The sequence below is a fragment of the Serratia sp. LACPHL-BACT-2024-00286 genome (assembly GCF_043109535.1).
GTDB lineage: Bacteria > Pseudomonadota > Gammaproteobacteria > Enterobacterales > Enterobacteriaceae > Serratia > Serratia sarumanii.
The window spans coordinates 227,288-250,106 of record NZ_JBICNA010000008.1 but is presented as its reverse complement, the minus strand read 5'-3'; the positions used below and the strand labels follow the sequence as shown (position 1 = coordinate 250,106).

Annotated in this window: 18 protein-coding genes; 11 read left to right on the top strand and 7 right to left on the bottom strand. The window is 61.2% G+C overall.

The window, feature by feature from the left end:
* The first annotated feature begins 21 nt into the window (after nt 1–21).
* The 5 genes from ACF8MC_RS22315 to ACF8MC_RS22295 all read left to right on the top strand — a co-directional run bounded on the left by ACF8MC_RS22315 (nt 22) and on the right by ACF8MC_RS22295 (nt 5,735).
* Nucleotides 22–948, top strand: coding sequence for a branched-chain amino acid transaminase (locus ACF8MC_RS22315; protein WP_103830368.1), 927 nt, complete (start codon nt 22–24; stop codon nt 946–948).
* Nucleotides 949–1,024: 76 nt separating this feature from the next.
* Nucleotides 1,025–2,875, top strand: a complete 1,851-nt coding sequence (ilvD, locus tag ACF8MC_RS22310) for a dihydroxy-acid dehydratase (protein WP_033649965.1) — start codon at nt 1,025–1,027, stop codon at nt 2,873–2,875.
* A gap of 5 nt (nt 2,876–2,880) precedes the next feature.
* Nucleotides 2,881–4,425: a threonine ammonia-lyase, biosynthetic gene (ilvA, locus tag ACF8MC_RS22305; protein WP_033649966.1), complete on the top strand. Its 1,545-nt coding sequence runs from the start codon at nt 2,881–2,883 to the stop codon at nt 4,423–4,425.
* Nucleotides 4,426–4,478: 53 nt separating this feature from the next.
* Nucleotides 4,479–5,012, top strand: a complete 534-nt coding sequence (locus ACF8MC_RS22300) for a hypothetical protein (RefSeq protein WP_060431555.1) — start codon at nt 4,479–4,481, stop codon at nt 5,010–5,012.
* A gap of 21 nt (nt 5,013–5,033) precedes the next feature.
* On the top strand, nt 5,034–5,735 hold the full coding sequence (locus ACF8MC_RS22295) for a DUF2461 domain-containing protein (protein WP_049197343.1): 702 nt from the start codon (nt 5,034–5,036) through the stop codon (nt 5,733–5,735).
* Between the two features lie 8 nt (nt 5,736–5,743).
* Here the strand turns inward: ACF8MC_RS22295 and ilvY are convergent, their stop codons facing one another.
* A complete protein-coding gene (gene ilvY / locus ACF8MC_RS22290; RefSeq protein ID WP_033636409.1) occupies nt 5,744–6,634 on the bottom strand; it encodes an HTH-type transcriptional activator IlvY in 891 nt (296 codons plus the stop codon).
* A gap of 168 nt (nt 6,635–6,802) precedes the next feature.
* Here ilvY and ilvC point away from each other — a divergent pair, with 168 nt between their 5' ends.
* On the top strand, nt 6,803–8,278 hold the full coding sequence (gene ilvC, locus ACF8MC_RS22285) for a ketol-acid reductoisomerase (RefSeq protein ID WP_033636408.1): 1,476 nt from the start codon (nt 6,803–6,805) through the stop codon (nt 8,276–8,278).
* A gap of 47 nt (nt 8,279–8,325) precedes the next feature.
* Here ilvC and ACF8MC_RS22280 read toward each other — a convergent pair whose 3' ends face one another.
* Nucleotides 8,326–9,261: a sugar kinase gene (locus ACF8MC_RS22280; RefSeq protein WP_049212969.1), complete on the bottom strand. Its 936-nt coding sequence runs from the start codon at nt 9,259–9,261 to the stop codon at nt 8,326–8,328.
* 241 nt (nt 9,262–9,502) lie between these two features.
* Between ACF8MC_RS22280 and pdeH the strand changes: the two genes are divergently transcribed.
* Nucleotides 9,503–10,294, top strand: a complete 792-nt coding sequence (gene pdeH / locus ACF8MC_RS22275; RefSeq protein ID WP_049212970.1) for a cyclic-guanylate-specific phosphodiesterase — start codon at nt 9,503–9,505, stop codon at nt 10,292–10,294.
* 90 nt (nt 10,295–10,384) lie between these two features.
* On the top strand, nt 10,385–12,424 hold the full coding sequence (locus tag ACF8MC_RS22270) for an AsmA family protein (protein WP_060425257.1): 2,040 nt from the start codon (nt 10,385–10,387) through the stop codon (nt 12,422–12,424).
* Here ACF8MC_RS22270 and ACF8MC_RS22265 read toward each other — a convergent pair whose 3' ends face one another.
* From ACF8MC_RS22265 to yhjD, 3 genes are all read right to left on the bottom strand, one after another.
* The gene (locus ACF8MC_RS22265; protein ID WP_060431557.1) at nt 12,425–13,192 is read right to left on the bottom strand and encodes a CDP-diacylglycerol diphosphatase; all 768 of its coding nucleotides are present in this window, start codon (nt 13,190–13,192) and stop codon (nt 12,425–12,427) included.
* 100 nt (nt 13,193–13,292) lie between these two features.
* A complete protein-coding gene (locus tag ACF8MC_RS22260) occupies nt 13,293–14,615 on the bottom strand; it encodes an MFS transporter (protein WP_164105613.1) in 1,323 nt (440 codons plus the stop codon).
* 327 nt (nt 14,616–14,942) lie between these two features.
* Nucleotides 14,943–15,962, bottom strand: a complete 1,020-nt coding sequence (yhjD, locus tag ACF8MC_RS22255; protein WP_033636401.1) for an inner membrane protein YhjD — start codon at nt 15,960–15,962, stop codon at nt 14,943–14,945.
* A 341-nt stretch (nt 15,963–16,303) separates the two neighbouring features.
* Between yhjD and ACF8MC_RS22250 the strand changes: the two genes are divergently transcribed.
* Nucleotides 16,304–17,170: a crotonase/enoyl-CoA hydratase family protein gene (locus tag ACF8MC_RS22250; RefSeq protein ID WP_033636400.1), complete on the top strand. Its 867-nt coding sequence runs from the start codon at nt 16,304–16,306 to the stop codon at nt 17,168–17,170.
* 16 nt (nt 17,171–17,186) lie between these two features.
* On the opposite strand, the gene pdeR is transcribed toward ACF8MC_RS22250, so the two are convergent.
* Nucleotides 17,187–19,181: a cyclic di-GMP phosphodiesterase gene (gene pdeR / locus ACF8MC_RS22245; RefSeq protein WP_039569730.1), complete on the bottom strand. Its 1,995-nt coding sequence runs from the start codon at nt 19,179–19,181 to the stop codon at nt 17,187–17,189.
* Between the two features lie 536 nt (nt 19,182–19,717).
* On the opposite strand from pdeR, the gene spy reads away from it, so the two are divergent.
* Complete coding sequence (gene spy, locus ACF8MC_RS22240; RefSeq protein WP_033636398.1) at nt 19,718–20,206, top strand: ATP-independent periplasmic protein-refolding chaperone Spy; 489 nt, start codon at nt 19,718–19,720, stop codon at nt 20,204–20,206.
* Nucleotides 20,207–20,300: 94 nt separating this feature from the next.
* On the opposite strand, the gene ACF8MC_RS22235 is transcribed toward spy, so the two are convergent.
* A complete protein-coding gene (locus ACF8MC_RS22235) occupies nt 20,301–21,518 on the bottom strand; it encodes a Tm-1-like ATP-binding domain-containing protein (RefSeq protein WP_049212973.1) in 1,218 nt (405 codons plus the stop codon).
* Between the two features lie 263 nt (nt 21,519–21,781).
* Between ACF8MC_RS22235 and ACF8MC_RS22230 the strand changes: the two genes are divergently transcribed.
* Entirely contained in the window at nt 21,782–22,420 is a 639-nt protein-coding gene (locus tag ACF8MC_RS22230; protein ID WP_033636396.1) for a TetR/AcrR family transcriptional regulator, read from the top strand.
* The last annotated feature ends 399 nt before the right edge of the window (nt 22,421–22,819 follow it).

Sequence of the window (22,819 nt, the reverse complement as noted above, 5' to 3'; positions counted from 1 at the left end):
CGCCGAGAAGGATAAATAACAATGACAAAGAAAGCCGATTACATTTGGTTCAATGGTGAGATGGTTCCCTGGGCCGAGGCCAAAGTGCACGTGATGTCGCACGCGCTGCATTACGGCACGTCGGTATTTGAGGGGGTGCGCTGCTACGACTCGCACTTGGGGCCGGTAGTGTTCCGTCATCGCGAGCATATGCAGCGCCTGCACGATTCGGCGAAAATCTACCGCATGCCGGTTTCGCAAAGCGTTGACGAACTGATGGAAGCCTGCCGCGCCACGTTGCGCAAGAACAACCTGGTCAGCGCGTACATCCGCCCGCTGGTGTTCGTCGGCGATGTCGGCATGGGCGTCAACCCGCCGGCCGGTTACAAAACGGACGTGATTATCGCGGCGTTTCCTTGGGGCGCTTATCTGGGTGAAGAAGCGCTGGATCAAGGCATCGACGCGATGGTCTCCTCCTGGCACCGCGTCGCACCAAACACCATCCCCACCGCGGCCAAGGCTGGCGGCAACTATCTTTCCTCTCTGCTGGTGGGCAGCGAAGCGCGTCGCCACGGCTATCAGGAAGGCATTGCGCTCGACGTGCACGGCTACATTTCCGAAGGGGCGGGCGAGAACCTGTTTGAAGTGAAAGACGGCGTGATTTACACCCCGCCGTTCACCTCTTCGGCGCTGCCGGGCATCACCCGCGACGCGATCATCAAGCTGGCGAAAGACATGGGCTTCGCAGTGCGTGAGCAGGTGCTGTCGCGCGAATCGCTGTACCTGGCCGACGAAGTGTTCATGTCCGGCACCGCGGCGGAAATCACGCCGGTGCGCAGCGTGGACGGCATTCAGGTCGGCATCGGCAAATGCGGCCCGGTGACCAAACAGATCCAGCAGGCGTTCTTCGGCCTGTTCAGCGGCAAGACAGAAGACAAATACGGCTGGCTGGATCCGGTCAATCCGTAACGACAAGACAGACAGATAAGAATATCCAGGCGGTTCGTTCGCCGCCTGTCATAAATACATTTGGAGTGAAAAGAGCATGCCTAAGTACCGTTCCGCCACCACCACCCACGGCCGCAACATGGCGGGTGCCCGCGCATTGTGGCGCGCGACCGGGATGACCGACGCCGATTTCGGCAAGCCGATCATCGCCGTGGTCAACTCCTTTACCCAGTTCGTGCCGGGCCACGTGCATCTGCGCGATCTGGGCAAACTGGTCGCTGAGCAGATCGAAGCCTCCGGCGGCGTGGCCAAAGAGTTCAACACCATCGCGGTGGATGACGGCATCGCCATGGGCCATGGCGGCATGCTCTATTCCCTGCCGTCGCGCGAGCTGATCGCCGACTCGGTCGAATATATGGTGAACGCCCACTGCGCCGACGCGATGGTGTGCATCTCCAACTGCGACAAGATCACCCCGGGCATGCTGATGGCGGCGTTGCGCCTGAATATCCCGGTGATCTTCGTCTCCGGCGGCCCGATGGAAGCCGGCAAGACCAAACTCTCCAATCAGATCATCAAGCTGGATCTGGTGGACGCGATGATCCAGGGCGCGAACCCGAACGTCAGCGACGCCGACAGCGAGCAGATCGAGCGTTCCGCCTGCCCGACCTGCGGCTCCTGCTCCGGCATGTTTACCGCCAACTCGATGAACTGCCTGACAGAAGCGCTGGGCCTGTCGCAGCCGGGCAACGGCTCGCTGCTGGCCACTCACGCCGATCGCAAAGCGCTGTTCCTCAACGCCGGCAAGCGCATCGTCGAGTTGACCAAACGCTATTACGAGCAGGACGACGAAAGCGCGCTGCCGCGCAATATCGCCAACAAGGCGGCGTTTGAAAACGCCATGACGCTGGATATCGCCATGGGCGGCTCGACCAACACCGTGCTGCACCTGCTGGCTTCGGCGCAGGAAGGCGAGGTGGATTTCACCATGGAAGACATCGACCGCCTGTCGCGCAAAGTGCCGCACCTGTGCAAGGTGGCGCCGAGCACGCAGAAATACCATATGGAAGACGTGCACCGCGCCGGCGGCGTAATCGGCATCCTCGGCGAGCTGGATCGCGCCGGTTTGCTGAACCGCGAGGTGAACAACGTGCTGGGGCTGACCCTGCCGCAGACGCTGGAAGCCTACGACGTGATGCTGACCCGCGACGAAAGCGTCAAGAAAATGTACTCCGCCGGGCCGGCCGGTATCCGCACCACGCAGGCATTCTCTCAGGACTGCCGCTGGGATTCGCTGGACACCGACCGCAAGGAGGGCTGCATCCGCACCCGTGAGCACGCCTACAGTCAGGACGGCGGGCTGGCGGTGCTGTACGGCAACCTGGCGGAAAACGGCTGTATCGTCAAAACCGCCGGCGTAGACAAGGAAATCCTCACCTTCCGCGGCCCGGCCAAAGTCTATGAAAGCCAGGATGATGCGGTAGAAGCTATCCTCGGCGGCAAAGTGGTGGCGGGCGACGTGGTCGTTATCCGTTACGAAGGGCCGAAAGGCGGGCCGGGCATGCAGGAAATGCTTTACCCAACCACGTATCTGAAATCGATGGGGCTGGGCAAGGCGTGTGCGCTGATCACCGACGGACGTTTCTCCGGCGGCACCTCCGGGCTGTCCATCGGCCACGCCTCGCCGGAGGCGGCCAACGGCGGCCTGATCGCCCTGGTGCAGGACGGCGACATGATCGCGATCGACATTCCGCATCGCGGCATCCAGCTGGATGTCAGCGAGCAGGAGCTGGCGGCGCGGCATGAGGCGGAACTGGCGCGCGGCGATGCGGCCTGGACGCCGAAAAACCGTGAACGTCAGGTGTCCTTCGCGCTGCGCGCTTACGCCTCGTTGGCCACCAGCGCCGACAAAGGCGCGGTGCGCGACAAGAGCAAACTGGGGGGATAAGCAGCATGGCGGTCTCTCAACCCCTACCCAGCGCCCCCTGCGGCGCGGAATATCTGCGAGCGGTACTGCGCTCGCCGGTCTACGAGGTGGCGCAGGTCACCCCGTTGCAGGCCATGAGCAAAATCTCTTCGCGCCTCGGCAACACCATTTTGGTGAAGCGCGAAGATCGCCAGCCGGTGCACAGCTTCAAGCTGCGCGGGGCCTATGCGATGATCGCCGGGCTGGACGAAGAGCAGAAGGCGCGCGGCGTCGTAACGGCTTCGGCCGGCAACCACGCGCAGGGCGTCGCCTTCTCCGGTAAACGGCTGGGGCTCAAAACGCTGATCGTGATGCCGGTGTCCACCGCGGACATCAAGGTGGATGCGGTGCGCGGTTTCGGCGGCGAAGTGTTGCTGCACGGTGCCAATTTCGACGAGGCCAAGGCGAAGGCGATCGAGCTTTCCCAACAGCAGGGCATGACCTTCGTGCCGCCGTTCGATCATCCGACGGTGATCGCCGGGCAGGGCACGCTGGCGATGGAGCTGCTGCAGCAAGACGCGCATCTGGATCGGGTCTTCGTGCCGGTCGGCGGCGGCGGCCTGGCCGCCGGGGTGGCGGTGCTGATCAAGCAGCTGATGCCGCAGATCAAAGTGATCGGCGTCGAAGCGGAAGACTCCGCCTGCCTGCGCGCGGCGCTGGATGCCGGCCATCCGGTGGATCTGGCGCGCGTCGGGCTGTTCGCTGAAGGCGTGGCGGTGAAGCGCATCGGCGACGAAACCTTCCGCCTGTGCCGTGAGTATCTGGACGACGTGATCACCGTGGACAGCGACGCCATCTGCGCGGCGGTCAAAGATCTGTTCGAGGACGTGCGCGCCATTGCCGAACCTTCCGGCGCGCTGGCGCTGGCGGGGCTGAAAAAGTACGTGCAGCAGCACAATATTCAGGGCGAGCGTCTGGCGCACGTGCTGTCCGGCGCCAACCTCAACTTCCACGGGCTGCGCTACGTTTCCGAACGTTGCGAACTGGGCGAACAACGCGAAGCGCTGTTGGCGGTAACCATTCCGGAACAGCAGGGCAGCTTCCTCAAGTTCTGCCAACTGCTGGGCGGCCGCTCGGTGACCGAATTCAACTACCGCTACGCCGATGCCGACAACGCCTGCATTTTCGTCGGCGTGCGTCTGACGCGCGGCCACGCCGAACGGCGGGAGATCATCGACGAACTCAACGCCGACGGTTATCAGGTGGTGGATCTGTCGGACGACGAGATGGCCAAGCTGCACGTGCGCTACATGGTGGGCGGGCGTCCATCGAAGCCGCTGCGCGAACGGCTGTACAGCTTTGAGTTTCCGGAGTCGCCGGGCGCGCTGCTGAAGTTCTTGCAGACGCTGGGCACGCACTGGAACATTTCGCTGTTCCACTATCGCAGCCACGGCACCGACTTCGGCCGGGTGCTGGCGGCCTTCGAGCTGGCGCAAAGCGAGCCGGAATTCGAGCGTCACCTGCAGGCGCTGGGCTACGATTGTCACGACGAAACCGACAACCCGGCGTTCCGCTTCTTTTTGCAGGGGTGAGTCCGGTGCGTTTACCCGGCCGGCTGGCCCGCTTAGCGGCACAAGGCCGGGAGATGGAACGCCAAATCGCGGCGCGCGATGGCGCGCTTTTCGCCGGTGTGGATGCGCAGCTCGAGCAGCATTTCCTGACGCCGGGCCAGCGGCTGTCGCCGCCGGGCGTCGGCAATGTCATGTTGCTGATGGTTTGCCTGACGCTGGGGCTGGCGGGCGTGATGGGCCTGGCCACGGACGTGGCGGCCGCCTGGAGCGGCAAGACTTCCGCTGCCGTTCTCATGGGCAGCGGCGCGATCGTGGCGGTGTGGATGACGTTGATCCTGTTCCAACTGGCGCAGGGTAAAAACAGCGGGGTGGTATTGCTGCAATATTATCTTGGCATGCTCGGCCTGTTTTGCCTTGGCGCCGCGGCGGCGTGGGCGGCGGGGATGACCGGCATCGCCACTGTCGCCATGCTGCTGGGGGGCGTGGTTGGCGGGGCGCTATTCAGCAACCGGGCGGTGTTCTCTCTCTATGTCGCCTATTTTCGCACGCGTCGGCGCGTATTTATCAAACGCCGTTGGCAGAGGGAAGATCTGCGCAACACCCGATAAACCGTCAGAACGGAAAAACTTATGACGCAACCCTTCTCCGGCTTTAGCCAGCAGGGTCTGAATTTCCTGCAGCAGGTGCGGATCGAGAACGATAAGGCGTGGTTCGACGGCAACCGCGGCATCTATGATCGCGAGCTGCTGGCGCCGTTTCGCGCGCTGGTGGAGCAGCTGGCTCCCGGCATGCTGGCGATCGACCCGCAGTTCGAGACTCGCCCGGCGATCGGCAAAACGCTGTCGCGCATTCATCGCGATACGCGCTTTTCACATGACAAATCGCGCTACCGCAGCCGCATGTGGCTGACGTTCAAGCGCCCGAGTAAAGACTGGAAAGACGCGCCGGTTTACTTTTTCGAACTGGGGCCGGACATGCTGCGCTATGGGCTCGGCTACTACAGCGCCAACAAGCCGACCATGGATCTGTTCCGCCATACGCTGAGGCAGCGGCCGCAGCCTTTCCTTGAGGTGGCCACCTGCTGCCGGCCGCCGTTCGAGCTGGTGGGTGAGAGCTACAAGCGCCCGCTGGTGAAGGAACAGGCGGCGGAGATCGCCACCTGGTACAACCGCAAGTCGTTTGCGGTGATGGTGACCGACAGCGAAGTGGAAAAGCTGTTCAGCGCCGATCTGGCGCCGCTGCTGGCCGGGGCATTTTTGCAGCTTGAGCCGCTCTACCACTGGCTGATGCAGGTAGAGACGATGAAGCAGATCGATCCGGCGGATCTGTAAACCCTGCGTCAGCGGGGATGCAGCAAGCGCCAAAAGGCGTCGATCAGCGGATCGCTGAGGCGCTTTTTCTGGACGCAGACCCCCAGCTCGAACGGTTCGACCATCGAGATGTTATCCAGCTGCGAGATGCGGTTGCGTACCGGCTCCGGGCTGTTGTCCACCACCACGCTCGGGATCAGCGCGATGCCGCAGCCCAGAGCGACCATCGACACGATGGCTTCGTGGCCGCCGACGGTGGCGTAAATCAGCGGATTGCTGATGCGGTGGCGGCGGAACCACAGCTCGATGCGTTTTCGCGAAGGGCCGTGCTCCGGCAGGATGAACGGGATCTCGGCCCAGTCGGGCCTGTCGGCGAACGCCTGGCTGCGCACCGCACAGGGCAGCGCCGGCGCGATCAGCACCAGCGGGATTTCGCCGATTTTGGTGAACGCCACGCTGGCGGGCAGCGTTTCCGGCCGGCCGGCGATGCCGAGATCGGCCTCGTTGGATTGCACCTTGTCGACCGCGTCGGCGGCGTCGCCGGTGGTCAGCTTAATCTCCACCAGCGGGTGCTGCGCGCGGAAGCGATCGAGGATCGGCGGTAGGTGGCTGTACGCCGCGGTCACCGAGCAGAACAACCGCAGTTCGCCGCTGAGCGAAGGGCCGTGCTGGCCGAGCGAGTGCTTCAGCTGCTGATATTGCAGCAGCGTTTGCTGGGCGAATTCTTTCAGCTGTTCGCCGGCGTCGGTCAGCTGCACGGTGCGGTTATCGCGCAGGAACAGCGGCTGCCCGAGGATCTCTTCCAGCCGCTGGATCTGGCGGGAGAGCGTCGACGGGCTGACGTGCATCGCCTTGGCGGTGCGCCCGAAGTGATGGCTTTCGGCCAGATGCAGGAACAGCTTTAAATCACGTAAATCCATATCGATACGCTCGCAGTGAGAGTGTTGCATAAATTGCAATATCACGTTCTTAATATATCAATTTAAGCAACGCATTTCCTGTTATACATTGAGTTTAACGAATCTCCGCACAGACAGGGCGGGGAATGAAAATAACAATGCAAGACAACATCAAACCGGAGTACCACCATGGCTAACTATTTCAACACATTGAACCTGCGTCAGCAGTTGGCGCAATTGGGTAAATGCCGCTTTATGGCGCGCGACGAATTTGCTGACGAAGCCGGCTACCTGAAAGGTAAAAAAGTGGTGATTGTCGGCTGTGGCGCCCAGGGGCTGAACCAGGGTCTGAACATGCGCGATTCCGGCCTGGACGTCGCCTATGCCCTGCGCAAAGAAGCGATCGACGAGAAGCGCGCTTCCTGGCGCAAGGCGACCGAAAACGGCTTTAAGGTCGGCACCTACGAAGACCTGATCCCGCAGGCGGATCTGGTGGTCAACCTGACGCCGGACAAGCAGCACTCTTCCGTGGTGCGCGCAGTGCAGCCGCTGATGAAAGACGGCGCGGCGCTGGGTTATTCCCACGGCTTCAACATCGTTGAAGTGGGTGAGCAGGTGCGCAAAGACATCACCGTGGTGATGGTCGCGCCGAAATGCCCGGGCACCGAAGTGCGCGAAGAGTACAAACGCGGCTTCGGCGTGCCGACCCTGATTGCGGTTCACCCGGAAAACGATCCGAAAGGCGAAGGCATGGCGATCGCCAAGGCCTGGGCGGCGGCGACCGGTGGCCACCGCGCCGGCGTGCTGGAGTCCTCCTTCGTCGCCGAAGTGAAATCCGACCTGATGGGCGAGCAGACCATTCTGTGCGGCATGCTGCAGGCGGGTTCGCTGCTGTGCTTCGACAAGCTGGTTGCTGAGGGCACCGATCCGGCTTACGCCGAGAAACTGATTCAGTTCGGCTGGGAAACCATCACCGAAGCGCTGAAGCAGGGCGGCATCACCCTGATGATGGATCGCCTGTCCAACCCGGCCAAGCTGCGTGCCTATGCGCTGTCCGAACAGCTGAAAACCATCATGGCGCCGCTGTTCCAGAAGCACATGGACGACATCATCTCCGGCGCTTTCTCCAGCGGCATGATGGCCGACTGGGCGGAAGACGACGTGAAATTGCTGACCTGGCGCGAAGAGACCGGCAAAACCGCGTTCGAGAATGCGCCGCAGTTTGAAGGCAAAATCAGCGAGCAAGAGTACTTCGATCACGGCGTGCTGATGGTGGCGATGGTGAAAGCGGGCGTTGAGCTGGCGTTCGAAACCATGGTCGATGCCGGCATCATCGAAGAGTCGGCTTACTACGAGTCGCTGCACGAGCTGCCGCTGATCGCCAACACCATTGCGCGTAAGCGTCTGTATGAAATGAACGTGGTCATCTCCGATACCGCGGAGTACGGCAACTACCTGTTCGCCAACGCGGCGGTGCCGTTGCTGAAGGACTTCATGACCACCCTGCAGGCGGGCGATTTGGGCAAAGCCGTGGCGGGTACGGCGGTGGACAACGCGCAGCTGCGTGACGTGAACGAAGCGGTACGCAGCCACCCTATCGAAACCGTCGGCCGCAAACTGCGTGGCTACATGACCGACATGAAACGCATCGCCGTTGCGGGCTGATTTCCCGCAAGGCAAAGCACACAGAGCCGGCAGCGATGCCGGCTTTTTTATGCCTCCGGCATGACCTCGGCGGGAATGATGGCGCCGCGGTGTTGGATCACCGTTGCGGCGAGCAGGTGGCCGCGCTGCGCCGCCTGTTGGGCGCTGCCGCCGTTCAGGCGTACCGCCAGGTAACCGGCGCTGAAAGAGTCGCCCGCCGCGGTGGTATCCACCACGCGCTCCGGCGGCAGCGCGATCGCCGGCACCTCAAGCCGCTCTCCCTCCACGCTGAACACCAGACAGGCATCCGCGCCGCGTTTGATAGCGATCTCGCCGACGCCGAGCGCCTGCGTGCGCGCCACCACCTGTTCAACCGGCTGCGCTCCCCACAGCAGCTCTTCGTCATCCAGCGTCAGGAAGGCGATGTCGGTGCAGGCCAGCACCTCACGGTAGGCCTGCTGCGTTTCCTCACGGCTGTGCCACAGGCGCGGGCGATAGTTATTGTCGAAGATAACCTGGCCGCCGTTGGCGCGGCAGCGGCGCAACAGCGCCAGCAGCTTCGTGCGGTCGGCAGGCGCGAGGATCGCCAGGCTAATGCCGCTGAGATACAGGTAATCGAACTGCGCCAGCCGGGCGCACAGTGCGTCGGCCTGGGGGCCCGCCAGCCAATACCGGGCGGCGGCGTCGTTGCGCCAGTAGTAGAAGGTGCGTTCGCCGGCGGCGTCGGTTTCGATCACGTACAGGCCCGGCAGTTTGTTTTCCAACCGCTGAATCAGCCCGGTCTCGATCTTCTCCTGCCGCCAGGCCTGCAGCATCTCGCCGCTGAAGCTGTCGGTGCCGAGCGCGGTGACGTAATGTACCTGCAGCGTCTGTTCCGGCATTTGGCGGGCGAGGTAGACGGCGGTGTTGAGGGTATCGCCGCCAAAGCCGCGCGTCAGCTGTGCGCCCTGCTGCGACAGTTCGATCATGCATTCGCCGATCACGGCGAGATTTCGGATAGTCATCGTCAATAAGCCCTGGCTAAAGAAGAAGCAACAACCGCCAGTCTCCACGCAAGGCGGTGAGGGAGTCAATAAATTAAAACGGTGTTTTGATTTTTTTATGATCGCGATCGGCCCATGCCAAAACAGGGTGAAGAAGAAACCGTGCGGCAATTCGTGCTTAAAGTTTTGCGCGGCGCGGCCGATAAGCTGGGTAAAGAAACAGCGGCAGCGCTCTCACTTCCCCGCCACGGCGATAGTACCGATGATAACCAACCTGATCTCGGGTCTGCTGGCGCCCTGTTTTGCCCTCTATGCCTGCGCCAAATCGCGGCGCTACTGGCGGCAATGCCGGCGCTTGTATACCTTCCAGCCGATTTATCGCACCAGCGGCGCGCTGCTGGCGGTGGAACTGCTGACGGCGGTATATCACCCGAATGAACCGGACAAACGGCAATCCCCGGAACAGTATTTTTCCTCGCTCGGCGTCGCCCAGCGTTTGCGGGTGATCCAGGAACAGCTGGCGCTGTTGCAGCGCTGGCAGGCATTGTTCATTCGCCACGCGTTGATGGTGTCGGTCAATATCGACGGCATGGCGCTGCAAGCGTTGCAGCGCCATAGCGAGCTGCAGCGGCAGATCGCCGAGATGCCCTATCTGCGCTTCGAACTGGTGGAGCACGCCGAAACGGCGTCAAACCGCCCGTTGCACCAGATGGTCGGCGGCGAACGGCTGTGGCTGGACGATTTCGGCAGCGGGCTGGCCAACTTCTCCGCCGTCGGCGCCTGGCGCTATCAATACATCAAGGTAGCGCGCGAATTGTTCACCTTGCTTAAACAGTCTGAAGAGGGCGTGCAGCTGCTCGGCACCCTGATCAAGATGATGAACCAGCACAGCGACGGGGTGATCGTCGAAGGCGTGGAAACCGAGCAGGAGTGGCGGCTGGTACAGCGTTCCGGCGCGTTGGCCGCGCAGGGTTACTATCTTTCCCGCCCGGCATGCTTTGAAACTTTACACAGCGTACCGACGCTGTTCGCCGCGCCCGGCGCGCCGGCGTGAACTCCGGCCTATCCTCAGCTAATCTTAAACGGGGCTGCTCATTCCTTTTCCTTTCATTCGGCAGCCCGGTTTATGTGCTGAGGGAGCCCTATGACAAGAACAGGAAAGGTTTTCAGCTGGCTGGGCGGCATTGTGCTGCTGGCGATCGCCGCGCTGGCGATCTTCATCGCTACCTTCGACTGGAATCGACTCAAGCCCACCATCAACGACAAAGTGTCGGCCGAACTGCGGCGGCCGTTCGCCATCCGCGGCGATCTGGGCGTCGACTGGTCGCGTAATCGGGATGAGGGCGGCTGGCGCGCCTGGGTGCCCTGGCCGCATATTCACGCCGAAGACGTGTGGCTGGGTAACCCGAAAAACATGCCCGGCGACAGCATGGTGACGCTGCAGCGCGTCGACGCCAGCATCGCACCGCTGGCGTTGCTGAAGAAAGAACTGCTGATCCCGCGCATTTGGCTCAAGCAGCCGAATGCGTCGTTGCAACGCCTGGCCAACGGCGACAACAACTGGACGTTTGACCTGGCCGCTGGCCAGGATCCGCAGCAACCGCCTTCCGACTGGTCGTTCACCGTTCACGACATCGTGTTCGACAAGGGGCAGATCGCCTTTAAAGACGCCACGCTGAAGGCGGACTTCCGCGCCGTCATCGATCCGCTCGGCAAACCGCTGCCGTTCAGTGAAGTGACCGGCAAACAGAGCAGCGGCAAGGCCGCCACTCCTGACTACGTCTTCGGTTGGCAGGTCAAGGGCAAATACAACGGCGAGCCGCTGAGCGGCAGCGGCAAGATTGGTGGCATGCTGTCGCTGCAGAGCGCCGATCTGCCGTTCCCGCTGCAGGCCGACGTGCGCTCCGGCAGCACCCGTGTGGCGGTGGCGGGCACCTTGACCGATCCGCTGAACCTCGGCGGGCTGGACGTGCAGCTGAAATTTTCCGGCGAAAGCCTGGGTAATCTCTATGGCTTGACCGGCGTGCTGCTGCCGAACACGCCGCCGTATGCGACCGATGGCCATCTGATAGCCCGCCTGCATCAGCCGGGCGGCGCCGTGTTCGAATATCAGAAATTCGACGGCAAAATCGGCGACAGCGACATTCACGGCGATTTGAAATACGTTGCCGGTAAGCCGCGGCCGACGCTGAGCGGCGCGGTGAGCTCCCGGCAGCTGAGGTTGGCGGATCTGGCGCCGCTGATCGGCGCGGACTCCAACGCCGCCAAAGCCGGGCGCGGCGAGAAGAGCCGCCAGCCGGCGGATAAGGTGCTGCCGGTCGAACAGTTCGATACGCAAAGCTGGCGCAAGATGGATGCGGACGTGAAGTTTGCCGCCGCACGCATTGAACGCGGCAGCGATTTGCCGCTGAGCGATTTGGCCACGCATCTGAAGCTGAACAATGGCGAACTGCGCCTGGATCCGCTGCGCTTCGGCATGGCGGGCGGCAGCCTGAACGCCGTGGTGCGTCTCGACGGCGGCAAAAAGCCGATGCGCGGCCAGGTGGATATGCACGCGCGCAAACTCCAGCTCAAACAGCTGTTGCCGAACGTGGCGGCGATGAAGCGCAGCCTCGGGCAGATGAACGGCGACGCCAGGCTGACGGGCAGCGGCAATTCGGTAGCCGAGCTGCTGGCGACCGGCAACGGCGACCTGCGCCTGTTGATCAATAACGGGGTGATCAGCCGCAGCCTGATGGAGATCCTCGGTTTGAACGTCGGCAACTATCTGGTGGCGCAGTTGTTCGGTGACGATGTGGTGGGCATCAACTGCGCGGCGGCGGACGTCGGCATCCGCAACGGCGTCGCCGCGCCGCGGCTGTTCGTGTTCGACACCGAGAACGCGGTGATCAACATCACCGGCAACACCAACCTCGCCACCGAACGGCTGGATTTGTCCATCGATCCGGAAAGCAAGGGGATGCGCGTGCTGACCCTGCGCTCGCCGCTGTACGTGAAAGGCACCTTCAAGCACCCCGACGCCGGCGTCAAAGCCGGGCCGCTGATCGCCCGCGGCGCGGCGGCGGTGGCGTTGGGCGCGGTGCTGACGCCGGCGGCGGCGCTGCTGGCGCTGGTTTCACCCAGTGAAGGCGGCGAGGAGAACCAGTGCGGGCAGATCCTGCGGGAGATGAAAGGCAAAAAATAGTCAGGCGCGCGGCGGCGGCGTGAGCAGCCGGCAGTCGTGATCCTGGATCTCTTCCGCCGAGGCCAGGGTAAACGGCAGCAGGCTGCGCTCGGTCGCCAGCAGCAGGAAATCGCCGTCCGGCAGCGCGGTCATCGCCAGGCCGAAGCTGCCCATGCGCCCTTCGGCGCGCGGCAGGCCGGAAGCCAACAGGCGGAAGGCGCCCTGTTGTTCCAGTTCGGCGGGGGTCACCCGCCGCCCCAGATAGTCATGCCCCAACAGGCCGCCGGGCAGCGGTTGCCATTGATCGATAAAATCGGGGCCGATCTGCGCCAGCCGCTGTTTTACCGCCGGCAGCAGGCAGGAGATATGAATGTGCAGTTGGTTTTGCGTGCGGCCATATTCCGAGTTGATCGCCAGTGAAATATCGCCATCGTCGATCGGCTTGCCATAGCGTTCCGCCATCACGTGGCGCGCGCGCCAGGCCTGGGCGAAGAAATTCGGCGTAGTGGCGTCCAGCACCGCCGGGCTTTCTATCCCGGTGATTTTGGCGCTGGGCATCAGCAGGTATTGCAGCGGCCCGTTGCGATCTTTAAACACCACGAAGCCGGCCGGCACATCTACCTGCGCGCAGGGCGCCGGGTTGTCATGCGCTTGCTGATTGGGCAGACATTGCTGGCTGACGATGCGCCACAGCGCATCGGGATGATCAGGCTTCAACCCGTAATAGAGCGCGATGGCGAGAGCCGCCAGCAGCGCAACGCAGACAAATAACCCACGACGCAGAGACATCGGCCGATCCTGTTACCGAGAGAAACATCCAGCATAGCCCGGTTTTATGACAGTAAACGAACAACGCGTGCGGCCCCCGCAGTGAGGGGGCCGCAGGGGATCACAGCGACCGGTGGCGGGTTTCTTTCATCAACAGCAGGGCCAGCAGCGTCAACCCGGCCATCGCCGCCAGGTACATGCCGACGTAGAACAGCCCGTAGTGGGCCGCCAGCCAGGCGGCGATATAAGGCGCCACGGACGCGCCGAGGATCGACGCGACGTTGTAGGAGAACGACGCGCCGGTATAGCGCACTTCGGTCGGGAACAGCTCCGGCAGCAGCGCGCCCATCGGGCCAAAGGTCAGCCCCATGATGCTCAGGCCGCACAGCAGGAAGCCCATCACCAGCGCCTGATTGCCGGAACCCAGCAGGGGCGGGAACAGGAACGCGAAGCCGATCATCAGCAGGGTAATGGCGATCATGGTCTTGCGGCGGCCGAACGCATCCGCCAGCAGGCCGGCGATCGGCACCATCACGCCGAAGCCGATCACCGCCACCATCAGCATCCACAGGAAGCTGTTGCGGGAGTAGCCGAGGCCCAGCGGCTGCGGCGCGGTGCCGTAGGTCATCGAATACACCGTCATCAGATAAAACAGCGTGTAGGTCGCCAGCATGATGAAGGTGCCGAGGATAGTGGCTTTCAGATGCTTGCTCAGCAGCGTGCCGAGCGGCACTTTCACCTGTTTGCCGGCCTTGGCCACTTTGGCGAACACCGGCGTTTCATGCAGCGATACCCGAACGTACAGGCCGATCAGCACCAGCGCCGCGGAGAGGATGAACGGCACGCGCCAGCCCCAATCCATAAACTGCTGGTCGCTCAGCAGCCAGGAGAGCAGCAGGAAGGTGCCGTTGGCGAAGAAGAAGCCGATCGGCGCGCCCAACTGCGGGAAGGAGCCGTACAGCGCGCGCTTTTTGGCCGGCGCGTTCTCCGTCGCCAGCAGGGCGGCGCCGCCCCATTCGCCGCCCAGCCCCAGACCCTGCCCAAAGCGCGCCAGCGCCAGCAGGATAGGGGCGAAGATGCCGATGGTTTCATAGCTTGGCAGCAGGCCGATCAGCACGGTGGAAATCCCCATGGTCAGCAGCGAGGCGACCAGCGTGACCTTGCGCCCTACCCGATCGCCGAAGTGGCCGAACAGCGCAGAGCCGATAGGGCGCGCGACAAAGGCGACGGCGAAGGTGGCCAGCGACTGCAGCGTCGCGGTGGTCGGGTCGCCCTGCGGGAAGAAGATGTGCGGGAACACGATCACCGCGGCGGTGGCGTAGATGTAGAAGTCGAAGAACTCGATGGCGGTGCCGACCAGCGAGGCGACGATGACTTTCCCGCGGGAGTTCACCGGTGTGGACGCCTCGTCGGCGTCGAGTGGGGGTGCGATGGTGGCTTGCATAATATTTCTTATCGTTAGAGGGGGTAAAAATCCATCTTAGTGACAGCATGCGGCCTTTTCAACGCGGGAGCTTTGGGCAACGCCGCTCCTAACCGGTTAAAAAGACTAATGTTTTACCGGGCTTCTTTTCTGCAGCGTTAAACGTTGAGAAATGGAGTTCGCGCAGAGGGAATGGCTGTAAAAACGGCAAAGAAAAGTGACTGGGCAGTTTGTTATGCTGGTTTCCGGATGGCGCACCGTGCGATTCAGATGTATTGACTGGTTTTTTGGCTGTTAACCAGATTAACGTGCCGGTGTGTGCGATAACACCGGCACGATTGCATGGCTTCAGCGCGCTGGCGGCTCGCGTTCCGGCAACGCTTTGTCGCCTTTGTAGTCGGCGGTGGCGATCCAGGCGGCGCAAAACAGCGTCAAACGAGCGAAGAAGTAGAAGAACGCCATCAGCCCGATCACCGATCCGAAGGCCGCGCCGGAAGGCGACTTCGCCACCTGCGGCAGCGTCATGGTCATCACGAACTTGATCACTTCAAAGCCGATGGCGGCGAGCAAGGTGCCGCGCAGCAGCGCTTTTTTCTTCGGTTTGTGGCGCGGCAGCATCCAGAAAATCCACAGGAACAGCAGATAGTTGGCGAAGATCGAGATCGACAGCGCGATCGTCGTCAGCGCCGGCCGCAGCCATTCGATGCCGTCCAGCCCCAGCGCGTTGACGATCGCCGCCTGCGCCGACCCGGCGACCGAGGTCAGCGACAGCGTGATAATCAGCGCGACCACCAGGCCGGTCAGCGAGATGAAGTCGCGGGTGTATTTGAAGTAGATTTTCTCCTGATCCTGCGGATTGCGCTCCCAGACATCGCGCGACTGCGCGCGGATCGCCTCGCGCAGATTGCCCATCCAGCTGATGCCGGAATAGAGCGCCAGCGCCAGGCCGGTCAACCCCACGGTGGTGCGCTGCTGAATGGCGGTATTGACGGTGTTCTTCAGCGTGCTGGCCAGCGTCGGATCGCTGATGCTGCCGACGATCCGGTTGATCAAGCGGGCCAGCAGATCCGGATTGGAGGCCAGCACGAAGCCGGCGGCGGCAAACGACACCATCAGGATCGGGATCAGCGAGAGGAATGAAAAATAGGTGATGGCGGCGCCGAACTGGCTACCCAGCCGATCGTTAAAGCGTTCGGCCGCGCGCAGCAGGTGCGCCACGCTCGGCCAGGCTTTGATGCGTTCAATCAGACGTGAAAAACCACCGATGCGGCGGTCGAGGGTCTCATGGCCGGTCTTGATGGCGATAAGCGGCTTCGGCGGCGTGTCTTGTGCGGGCTGGCGGCGTTCCTGGTCTGGTCCTGTAGGCATTACTTCACGATTTCCTTAACGTTAAACGGCATGTTTCAGCATTGATTATAGCCAAAGCCCCGCGGCGTTTTGAGCGCCGGGGCGGTAAACGGTCATTTTCCGAGCTTAGCGCGTTAGCGCCCGGCATGAAATGCCGGGGAGGGGCAGATAGGTAAAATTCCTATGAAAACCCCGTGGCGCCTCGGTTTTTTTCACTTTCCTACCTCCAATTTTTATCTGTTTCGTCGGCGAGAAAGCGTTTACTCATGATGTGGCGTTGCGCTTTGCCGCTCGCCGCTCCGCTGCAGCCGTAGGGGCTGGAACGGTCTCATCCGTCATCAACAGAAAAACTGGAAGGTCTTATGAAATTGCTTAATCACCCCACCTGCCGCCCGTTTACCGAAGCGGGCAATCTGTCGCAGCTGTCCGCCTACTATGAAGAGGGGCGGCACATCATGTGGATGCTGCTGCGCGCCGCGCCGCGCCCCTGCTTCAACCAGGCGCTGATCGAAGACATCATGACGCTGGCGCAGGCGGCGAAGGAATCTTCGCTGCGGTTCGATTTCTGGGTCACCGGCTCGCTGGTGCCGAACATGTTCAACGTCGGCGGCGATCTGCAGTTCTTCGCCGACGCGATCAAAAACCGCAAGCGCGAGGCGATGATGGCCTACGCGCGCGCCTGCATCGACTGCGTGCATGCGGCGGCTCGCGGTTTCGACACCGGCGCGGTCAGCATTGCGATGGTCGAAGGCAGCGCGCTGGGGGGCGGCTTTGAAGCGGCGTTGGCGCACCATTTCGTGCTGGCGCAGAACAATGCGCGCATGGGGTTTCCGGAGATCGCGTTCAATCTGTTTCCCGGTATGGGCGGTTACTCGCTGGTGGCGCGCAAGGCGGGCATGCGCTTGGCCGAGGAGCTGATTTGGGGCGGCGAGTCGCACACCGCAGAGTGGTTCGAGAGCCGCGGGCTGGTGGATCAGCTGTTCCAGCCCGGCGACGCCTACATGGCGACGCGCACCTTTATCGATACCATTCGGCCGAAGCTCAACGGCATGCGCGCCATGCTGCGGGCGCGTCAGCGCGTGTTGCAGCTGACGCGCTCCGAGCTGATGGACATTACCGAAGATTGGGTGCACTCGGCCTTTACCATTGAGGAAAAAGACCGCGCCTACATCGAGCGGCTGGTGATGTTGCAGGATCGCCATACCCTGAACCTGCGTCGTGCCGGCTAACCTTAACGCGCCCGCCTCATGCGGAGGGTGAGCGCGGGCGATAGGACTGCAGCCAATGCTCCAGCTGTTCCGGGAGCATTGGCCGCGCAAACAGAAAGCCCTGTTTTTCGTCCACGCCGACCTCGTCGAGGAAGTGGTTTTCGCTCTCGGTCTCCACCCCTTCGGCGATCACCCGGAACGCCAACGCCTCCGCCGCCGCAACGATCGCGCGCACCAACGATTGCGATACCGGGTTGAAATTCACCCCGCGCACGAAGCTTTTATCCAGCTTGATGGCGTCCAGAGGAATGCGCGCCAGCTGCGCCAGCGACGAATAGCCGGTGCCGAAGTCGTCGAGATGCACCTGCGCGCCCAGTTCGCGCAGCCGGGTGATCAACGCGCGCGCGCGGTTCTCGTCTTCAATCAGGCTGCTTTCGGTCAACTCGAAGTCCAGCAGACAGGGGGCCATGCGGTGACGGCGCAGCACCCCGAGCAGGTCGTTGACGATGCTGTCATCGGCCAGCTGACGGGCAGAGAGATTGACCGCCACCCGCAGATTCAAGCCCTGTTCTTGCCACTGCGCCGCCTGCCCGGCGGCGGTCTGCAGCACCCATTGGCCGAGCGGGCCGATCAGGCCGGACTCCTCGGCATAGGAAATGAACTGCAGCGGCGGGATCAGGCCGCGCTCCGGCGAATCCCAGCGCACCAGCGCTTCCACGCTGTGCACTTCACCGCTGCGCGCGTCGATTTTCGGCTGGTAATACAGCACCAGCTGATTTTGCTCCAGCCCTTTGCGCAGGTTGGTGTCCAGCCACATGTATTCGGCGACGCGTTTATTCATCTCCGGCGAGAAGACGGTATAGGTACGTTTGCCGTGCTCCTTGGCGACGTACATGGCGGTATCGGCGCTGCGGATCAGGCTGTCGAGATCGTTGCCGTGCTCCGGGCACAGCGCGATGCCGATCGAACAGCCGGTATACACCTCAATCAGGCCGATGCGGAAAGGGGTTTTCAGCCTGTCGATGATGCGCTGCGCCAGCGTTTGCAGGCGCTCGCGATCGGTTTGCGGTGCCAGCACCAGGAATTCGTCGCCGCCGAGGCGGGCGAGCACCTGGTCCGGGCCCAGGCAGCCGAGGATCGCCAGCGCGACCTCGACCAGCAGCCGATCGCCGAACATATGGCCGTAGGCGTCGTTGACCTTTTTGAAGTTGTCGAGATCGAGGTACACCAGGCCGAAACTCTCTTCGCCGCGCGTGGCGATGGCGTGATTGATCTTGTCCTGGATGGCGTTACGGTTCGGCAGGCCGGTGATGAGATCGGTGTTGGCCAGCACCCGCAGTCGCTCCTGCGCCCGGCGTTCTTCGGTGATGTCGGTACCGGAGCAGATCAGAAAGACTTCGTTTTTGCCGCTGCCGCTGTGCACGAACTTATTGCGGAACAGGAACAGCCGTTCGCCCTTGACCGTCTTTACCCAGCGTTCCACCTCATAGGACGAACCGTTGCGGAAGAAGCCGGCGATGTTGCGCCGCGAAGCGGCGGCTTCTTCCGGGCTCATAAACAGCTGGAAAACGTTTTTGCCGATCACCTCGTGTTCGTGCAGCCCGGTATACTCCTCGCTCAGCCGGTTGAAACGCTGAATGCGGCCGTGTTGATCGACGATCACGATCACCGAGTTGGCTTCGGACACCACCTGCTCGGCGAAGGAGAGGCCGTGCACCAGGTCGCGCGCCACAGATTGGGTGTCGCTGAAGGCGGAAGCGGTGCCCGCCCATTCGAGGTTGTTGACGCGGCGCCCGACCAGATGCAGATGCAGCGGTGCACCGGCTAGCGTAATGGTCAGCTCCAGGCTGGCGGTGACGCCGGTCAGGCGACGGATTTTCGCCGCTTCCATGGCGCTGAGCGCCACCGCGACGTGGGCTTTGCCTTTAACGGCGGACAGCTCCAGGGCATTGCTGTCAAACGCCAGCCGCCAGTGGGGGCTTTGGGTGCCGAAGTGGGCGTTAAGAAGCTCAGGGCCTTGGTCTGCGGGCATGATGATTCCTCAAAAGAGCACGGGCGGCCGGTCAGCACAGCTCCGGGCAGCCTGTTGGCCCGAAAGCGATCGCCGTACGCATCTGTGCATCATATAACAGGTTTTCACAGGCGGAGCGGGTGATGGGAACTATTATATAAGCAATGATTAGTTTTGCGGTGTAAACGTCGCCCGGCGGCCGGTTGTCTTAAAGTGTAGGAGAACATCGGATCCTGTGATGCTGGTACTGACTTCCCCCCGTTATCGGAAAACGGTTGATGCAAGGTTGCCGTGCAGGCGAGTAAATTATAACGGTAAGGGGAAAGCGGAAAAATAACTCCACCGAGGGGATTGTTGCCGGGAAATTAAAATTTCCATCAAATAAACGCCATCTTCATAGTTTTCTCATAATTGGTGAATAAATCCGAGACGGGTTTTAAAAAGTTTACACACCCTCGCATTACTTGAAATTTATCAGCCTATTATTATCTCCGACGACGAATGAGCCTGTTAACGTACAGCGCTCCTGATGAAGAAAAACTTTTAAGGAAATGATTATGCGTAAATTGACGGCTTTATTTATTGCTTCCACGCTGGCCCTGGGTTCTGCTTCCGCGGCGTTCGCTGCAGACACCACTGCCCCGGCGGCGGATGCGGCGCCGATGAAAATGATGCATCACAAGGGTGAAGGCAAAGGCGGCCCGTTCGCCGGGCTGAACCTGACCGAGCAGCAGCGCCAGCAGATGCGCGATATCATGAAAGAGTCGCACCAGAAGCGCGGGCCGGGCATGAAAGAGGAGCGCCAGGCGCTGCACAATCTGGTCGCTTCCGACAGCTTTGACGAAGCGAAGGCGAAGGCGCAAATTGACGCGATCGGTAAAGCGCAATCCGAACGCATGCTGGAGCGCGCCAAAGCGGAAAATAAAATGTATAACCTGCTGACCCCTGAGCAGAAAAAACAATACAATGAGAATTATCAGAAACGTGAGCAAAAGATGATGGACCATATGAATAAAATGAAGGCGCAGATGTCCTCCGATCAGTAATATCCGCTCGCGGTGAATAATAAAGGGCCAGACTATTTGTCTGGCCCTTTTCCTATTTGGCGTTATCACTGGCAGGCTATGCAGTGAGTGATAATCATTCTCCGCCGACCATGTGCCGGAACTGCTCGGCAACGGCCTGAGCAAAGCGCGGGTCGTTAATATGATAAGGCGTTTTTATCAACCGGCGTTTGTCGGTGGCGCGCACCGTTTCTTCCAGCGCTTGCGTAAAGGCGGCCAGCGCCGCCGGATCCCAGAACGGTTGCCCGGGCGCGTCCAGAGCCGATACGCCGCCCGCCGGGATAACGAAACGCACTTCGCCCGCGCAGGCGTTGATTTTTTCGCCCATCCAACGCCCCATTAACGCATTCTCCCGCGCGCTGGTGCGCACCAGCGTCACTTGCGGGTTGTGAGGGTGGCGCAGACGGTTGGCATAGCGAGCCGGCACCGTGTTCGGCGCGCCGAAGTTGATCATGTCGATCGCGCCGCAGGAGAGCACGCACGGGATGCCGGTACGCGCGATGGCACCGAAACGATCGGTATTGCAGGGCAGCACGCCGCCAAACAGGTGATCGGCCACTTCGGTGGTGGTCAAATCGATGGCGCCGTGCAGTTGGCGGCTATCGATCAGTTTTTCCAACGCTCTGCCGCCGCTGCCGGTCGCATGAAACGTCAGACAATCCCATAGCGATCCCAACTCGGCAATCAACGCCTGAACGCAGGGCGTGGTGACGCCAAACATTGTCAGGCCGATCGCCGGCTTGTCGTCGTGAGAGTCGACGGCGGCGAAGCGGACTGCGCCGGCTATCTGGCGCGCCGCGTTGCCCAGCACCCGTCGCGAGATGCGATTCAGGCCGGCGAGATCGGTGACCGAATACAGCATGCTGATATCGCTGGCGCCGACATAGGCGGAAACGTCACCCGCCGCCATGCTCGAGACCATCACTTTCGGCAGACCGATCGGCAGTTGCTGCATGGCCGGCGTGATGATGGCGGTGCCGCCGGAGCCGCCCAGGCCAAGCAGGGCGGCGATATCGCGGCGCGTCAGGATAAAGCGTTCGAAAGCGGTCGCCATGGCGGCGATCGCCTGGCCGCGGCTGGCGCAGAAGACCGCGCCGGCGCCCGCCGGATGGTGGCGAGCGACCTCTTCTGGGCCGATATCGGCCGGGGAGTCAAACGGCAAGCTACGGGTGGAGAGATCGACGGTTCGCGTGGGTAAATCCAGGCTGGCAATCAGCCGCCGCACATACTCCAACTCTTGTCCTTTCGTATCTGCTGTGGTAGCAATATAGACAAAATTTGAAGTATCTTTCATGGGTTTTCCGAGGTGCTTCTAATTTTTATTTTAAAAATTAATGCATTATATTTTTTTAGGTGCCCTGGTGTTGGCATTTAAATTAAATTGATTAATGTATTTATATAATGAGACGGCAGTATCATTTTTGCAAGGGCAGCTCAGTGCAAAATGGGACTTCTGTCTCATTTTTGAGCTTTTTGCGCGGCCGAGCCTTTGTCGTCAACCTGTCGGCAGTGGCGTATCTCCAGCCGCGCAAGCATGTACAGATGTATGAGGTTTAAGTGCCGATAAATGCTTTTCCCACCCCGTTCGATCCTTCACTGACGTCCACCCGGGCAAAAACCTACCGTTTGTTGCTGGCCAGCGCGATGGCGCTGTATGACGAAGGCGCGTTTCCTTCGATCACCGAACTGGCGGCGTATGCGCAGGTATCGCGTGCGACCGCCTACCGCTACTTTCCGACCCAGAGTGCGCTGATTAGCGCCGTGGTGGCGGAAAGCCTGGGGCCTATTCTGGAATGGCGCCCGCAAGACGATGATGCCCTGAAGCGCATCCAGCAGTTGCTGACCTTCGCCTATCCTCAGATGGAACGGCACGAGGGGGCGTTGCGCGCGGCGTTGCAGCTCTCTTTGCAGCAGTGGGCGCACGCGACGCCGGGCGAAAAATTCGTGCGCGGCAACCGCAAGCGTCTGTTGGCGCTGGCGGTAGAACCGCTGCAGGGCAAACTGCCGCCGGACTCTCTGCAGAGAGTGATTCATGCTTTCTCGCTGATTTACGGCTCGGAGGTGTTCCTGGTGCTGAAAGATATCTGGGGGCTGGAGCTTGAGAGCATTCAGGACGTCACGCAATGGATGGCCAAAGCCATCCTTCGTCAGGCGGAAGAGGACGCGACGAACCGCAAAAAAACATCAGCAGGATAATCCAATTTTTGCCGATGCCTGACTGAAAAACCAGCATAATTCACTGAGTGAATATTGGCAAAATTTATAATTTAAAGTGATAAAAGACGCCTGTTAAGCACTTTTCAGGCGGCCACACCCTTCATTTACCCCTGAATTATATTTTTATTTATCAGTTAATTAATATTTATTCCCTCACGTGCTATCGCCGCTCCGATACCGCCAAGCGTCATTGTCATTTCTTATCGTCGCTGGCCTGATTCACCCCTGAAACTTTCTCTCCTCCCGCCGAACTGCCGGATGACACATTAAGCGCACTTGAGATTGTTGTGCTTTATTTATTTGGTGTTACCAAACTGTTACACAAAAAATCTTATAAAACATTTGCAAACAACAACGGACGGTATCTGGGATGGAGAA

Excerpts from the sequence above, each read along its gene's own strand:
- ACF8MC_RS22280 (WP_049212969.1), bottom strand. The coding sequence starts at position 9,261 with ATGACTATCCGAAATCTCGCCGTGATCGGCGAATGCATGATCGAACTG.
- ilvA (WP_033649966.1), top strand. The coding sequence starts at position 2,881 with ATGGCGGTCTCTCAACCCCTACCCAGCGCCCCCTGCGGCGCGGAATAT.
- yhjD (WP_033636401.1), bottom strand. The coding sequence starts at position 15,962 with ATGCCTACAGGACCAGACCAGGAACGCCGCCAGCCCGCACAAGACACG.
- pdeR (WP_039569730.1), bottom strand. The coding sequence starts at position 19,181 with ATGCCCGCAGACCAAGGCCCTGAGCTTCTTAACGCCCACTTCGGCACC.
- ACF8MC_RS22300 (WP_060431555.1), top strand. The coding sequence starts at position 4,479 with ATGGAACGCCAAATCGCGGCGCGCGATGGCGCGCTTTTCGCCGGTGTG.
- ilvC (WP_033636408.1), top strand. The coding sequence starts at position 6,803 with ATGGCTAACTATTTCAACACATTGAACCTGCGTCAGCAGTTGGCGCAA.
- pdeH (WP_049212970.1), top strand. The coding sequence starts at position 9,503 with ATGATAACCAACCTGATCTCGGGTCTGCTGGCGCCCTGTTTTGCCCTC.
- ACF8MC_RS22250 (WP_033636400.1), top strand. The coding sequence starts at position 16,304 with ATGAAATTGCTTAATCACCCCACCTGCCGCCCGTTTACCGAAGCGGGC.
- ACF8MC_RS22315 (WP_103830368.1), top strand. The coding sequence starts at position 22 with ATGACAAAGAAAGCCGATTACATTTGGTTCAATGGTGAGATGGTTCCC.
- ilvY (WP_033636409.1), bottom strand. The coding sequence starts at position 6,634 with ATGGATTTACGTGATTTAAAGCTGTTCCTGCATCTGGCCGAAAGCCAT.
- spy (WP_033636398.1), top strand. The coding sequence starts at position 19,718 with ATGCGTAAATTGACGGCTTTATTTATTGCTTCCACGCTGGCCCTGGGT.
- ilvD (WP_033649965.1), top strand. The coding sequence starts at position 1,025 with ATGCCTAAGTACCGTTCCGCCACCACCACCCACGGCCGCAACATGGCG.
- ACF8MC_RS22260 (WP_164105613.1), bottom strand. The coding sequence starts at position 14,615 with ATGCAAGCCACCATCGCACCCCCACTCGACGCCGACGAGGCGTCCACA.
- ACF8MC_RS22295 (WP_049197343.1), top strand. The coding sequence starts at position 5,034 with ATGACGCAACCCTTCTCCGGCTTTAGCCAGCAGGGTCTGAATTTCCTG.
- ACF8MC_RS22270 (WP_060425257.1), top strand. The coding sequence starts at position 10,385 with ATGACAAGAACAGGAAAGGTTTTCAGCTGGCTGGGCGGCATTGTGCTG.
- ACF8MC_RS22235 (WP_049212973.1), bottom strand. The coding sequence starts at position 21,518 with ATGAAAGATACTTCAAATTTTGTCTATATTGCTACCACAGCAGATACG.
- ACF8MC_RS22265 (WP_060431557.1), bottom strand. The coding sequence starts at position 13,192 with ATGTCTCTGCGTCGTGGGTTATTTGTCTGCGTTGCGCTGCTGGCGGCT.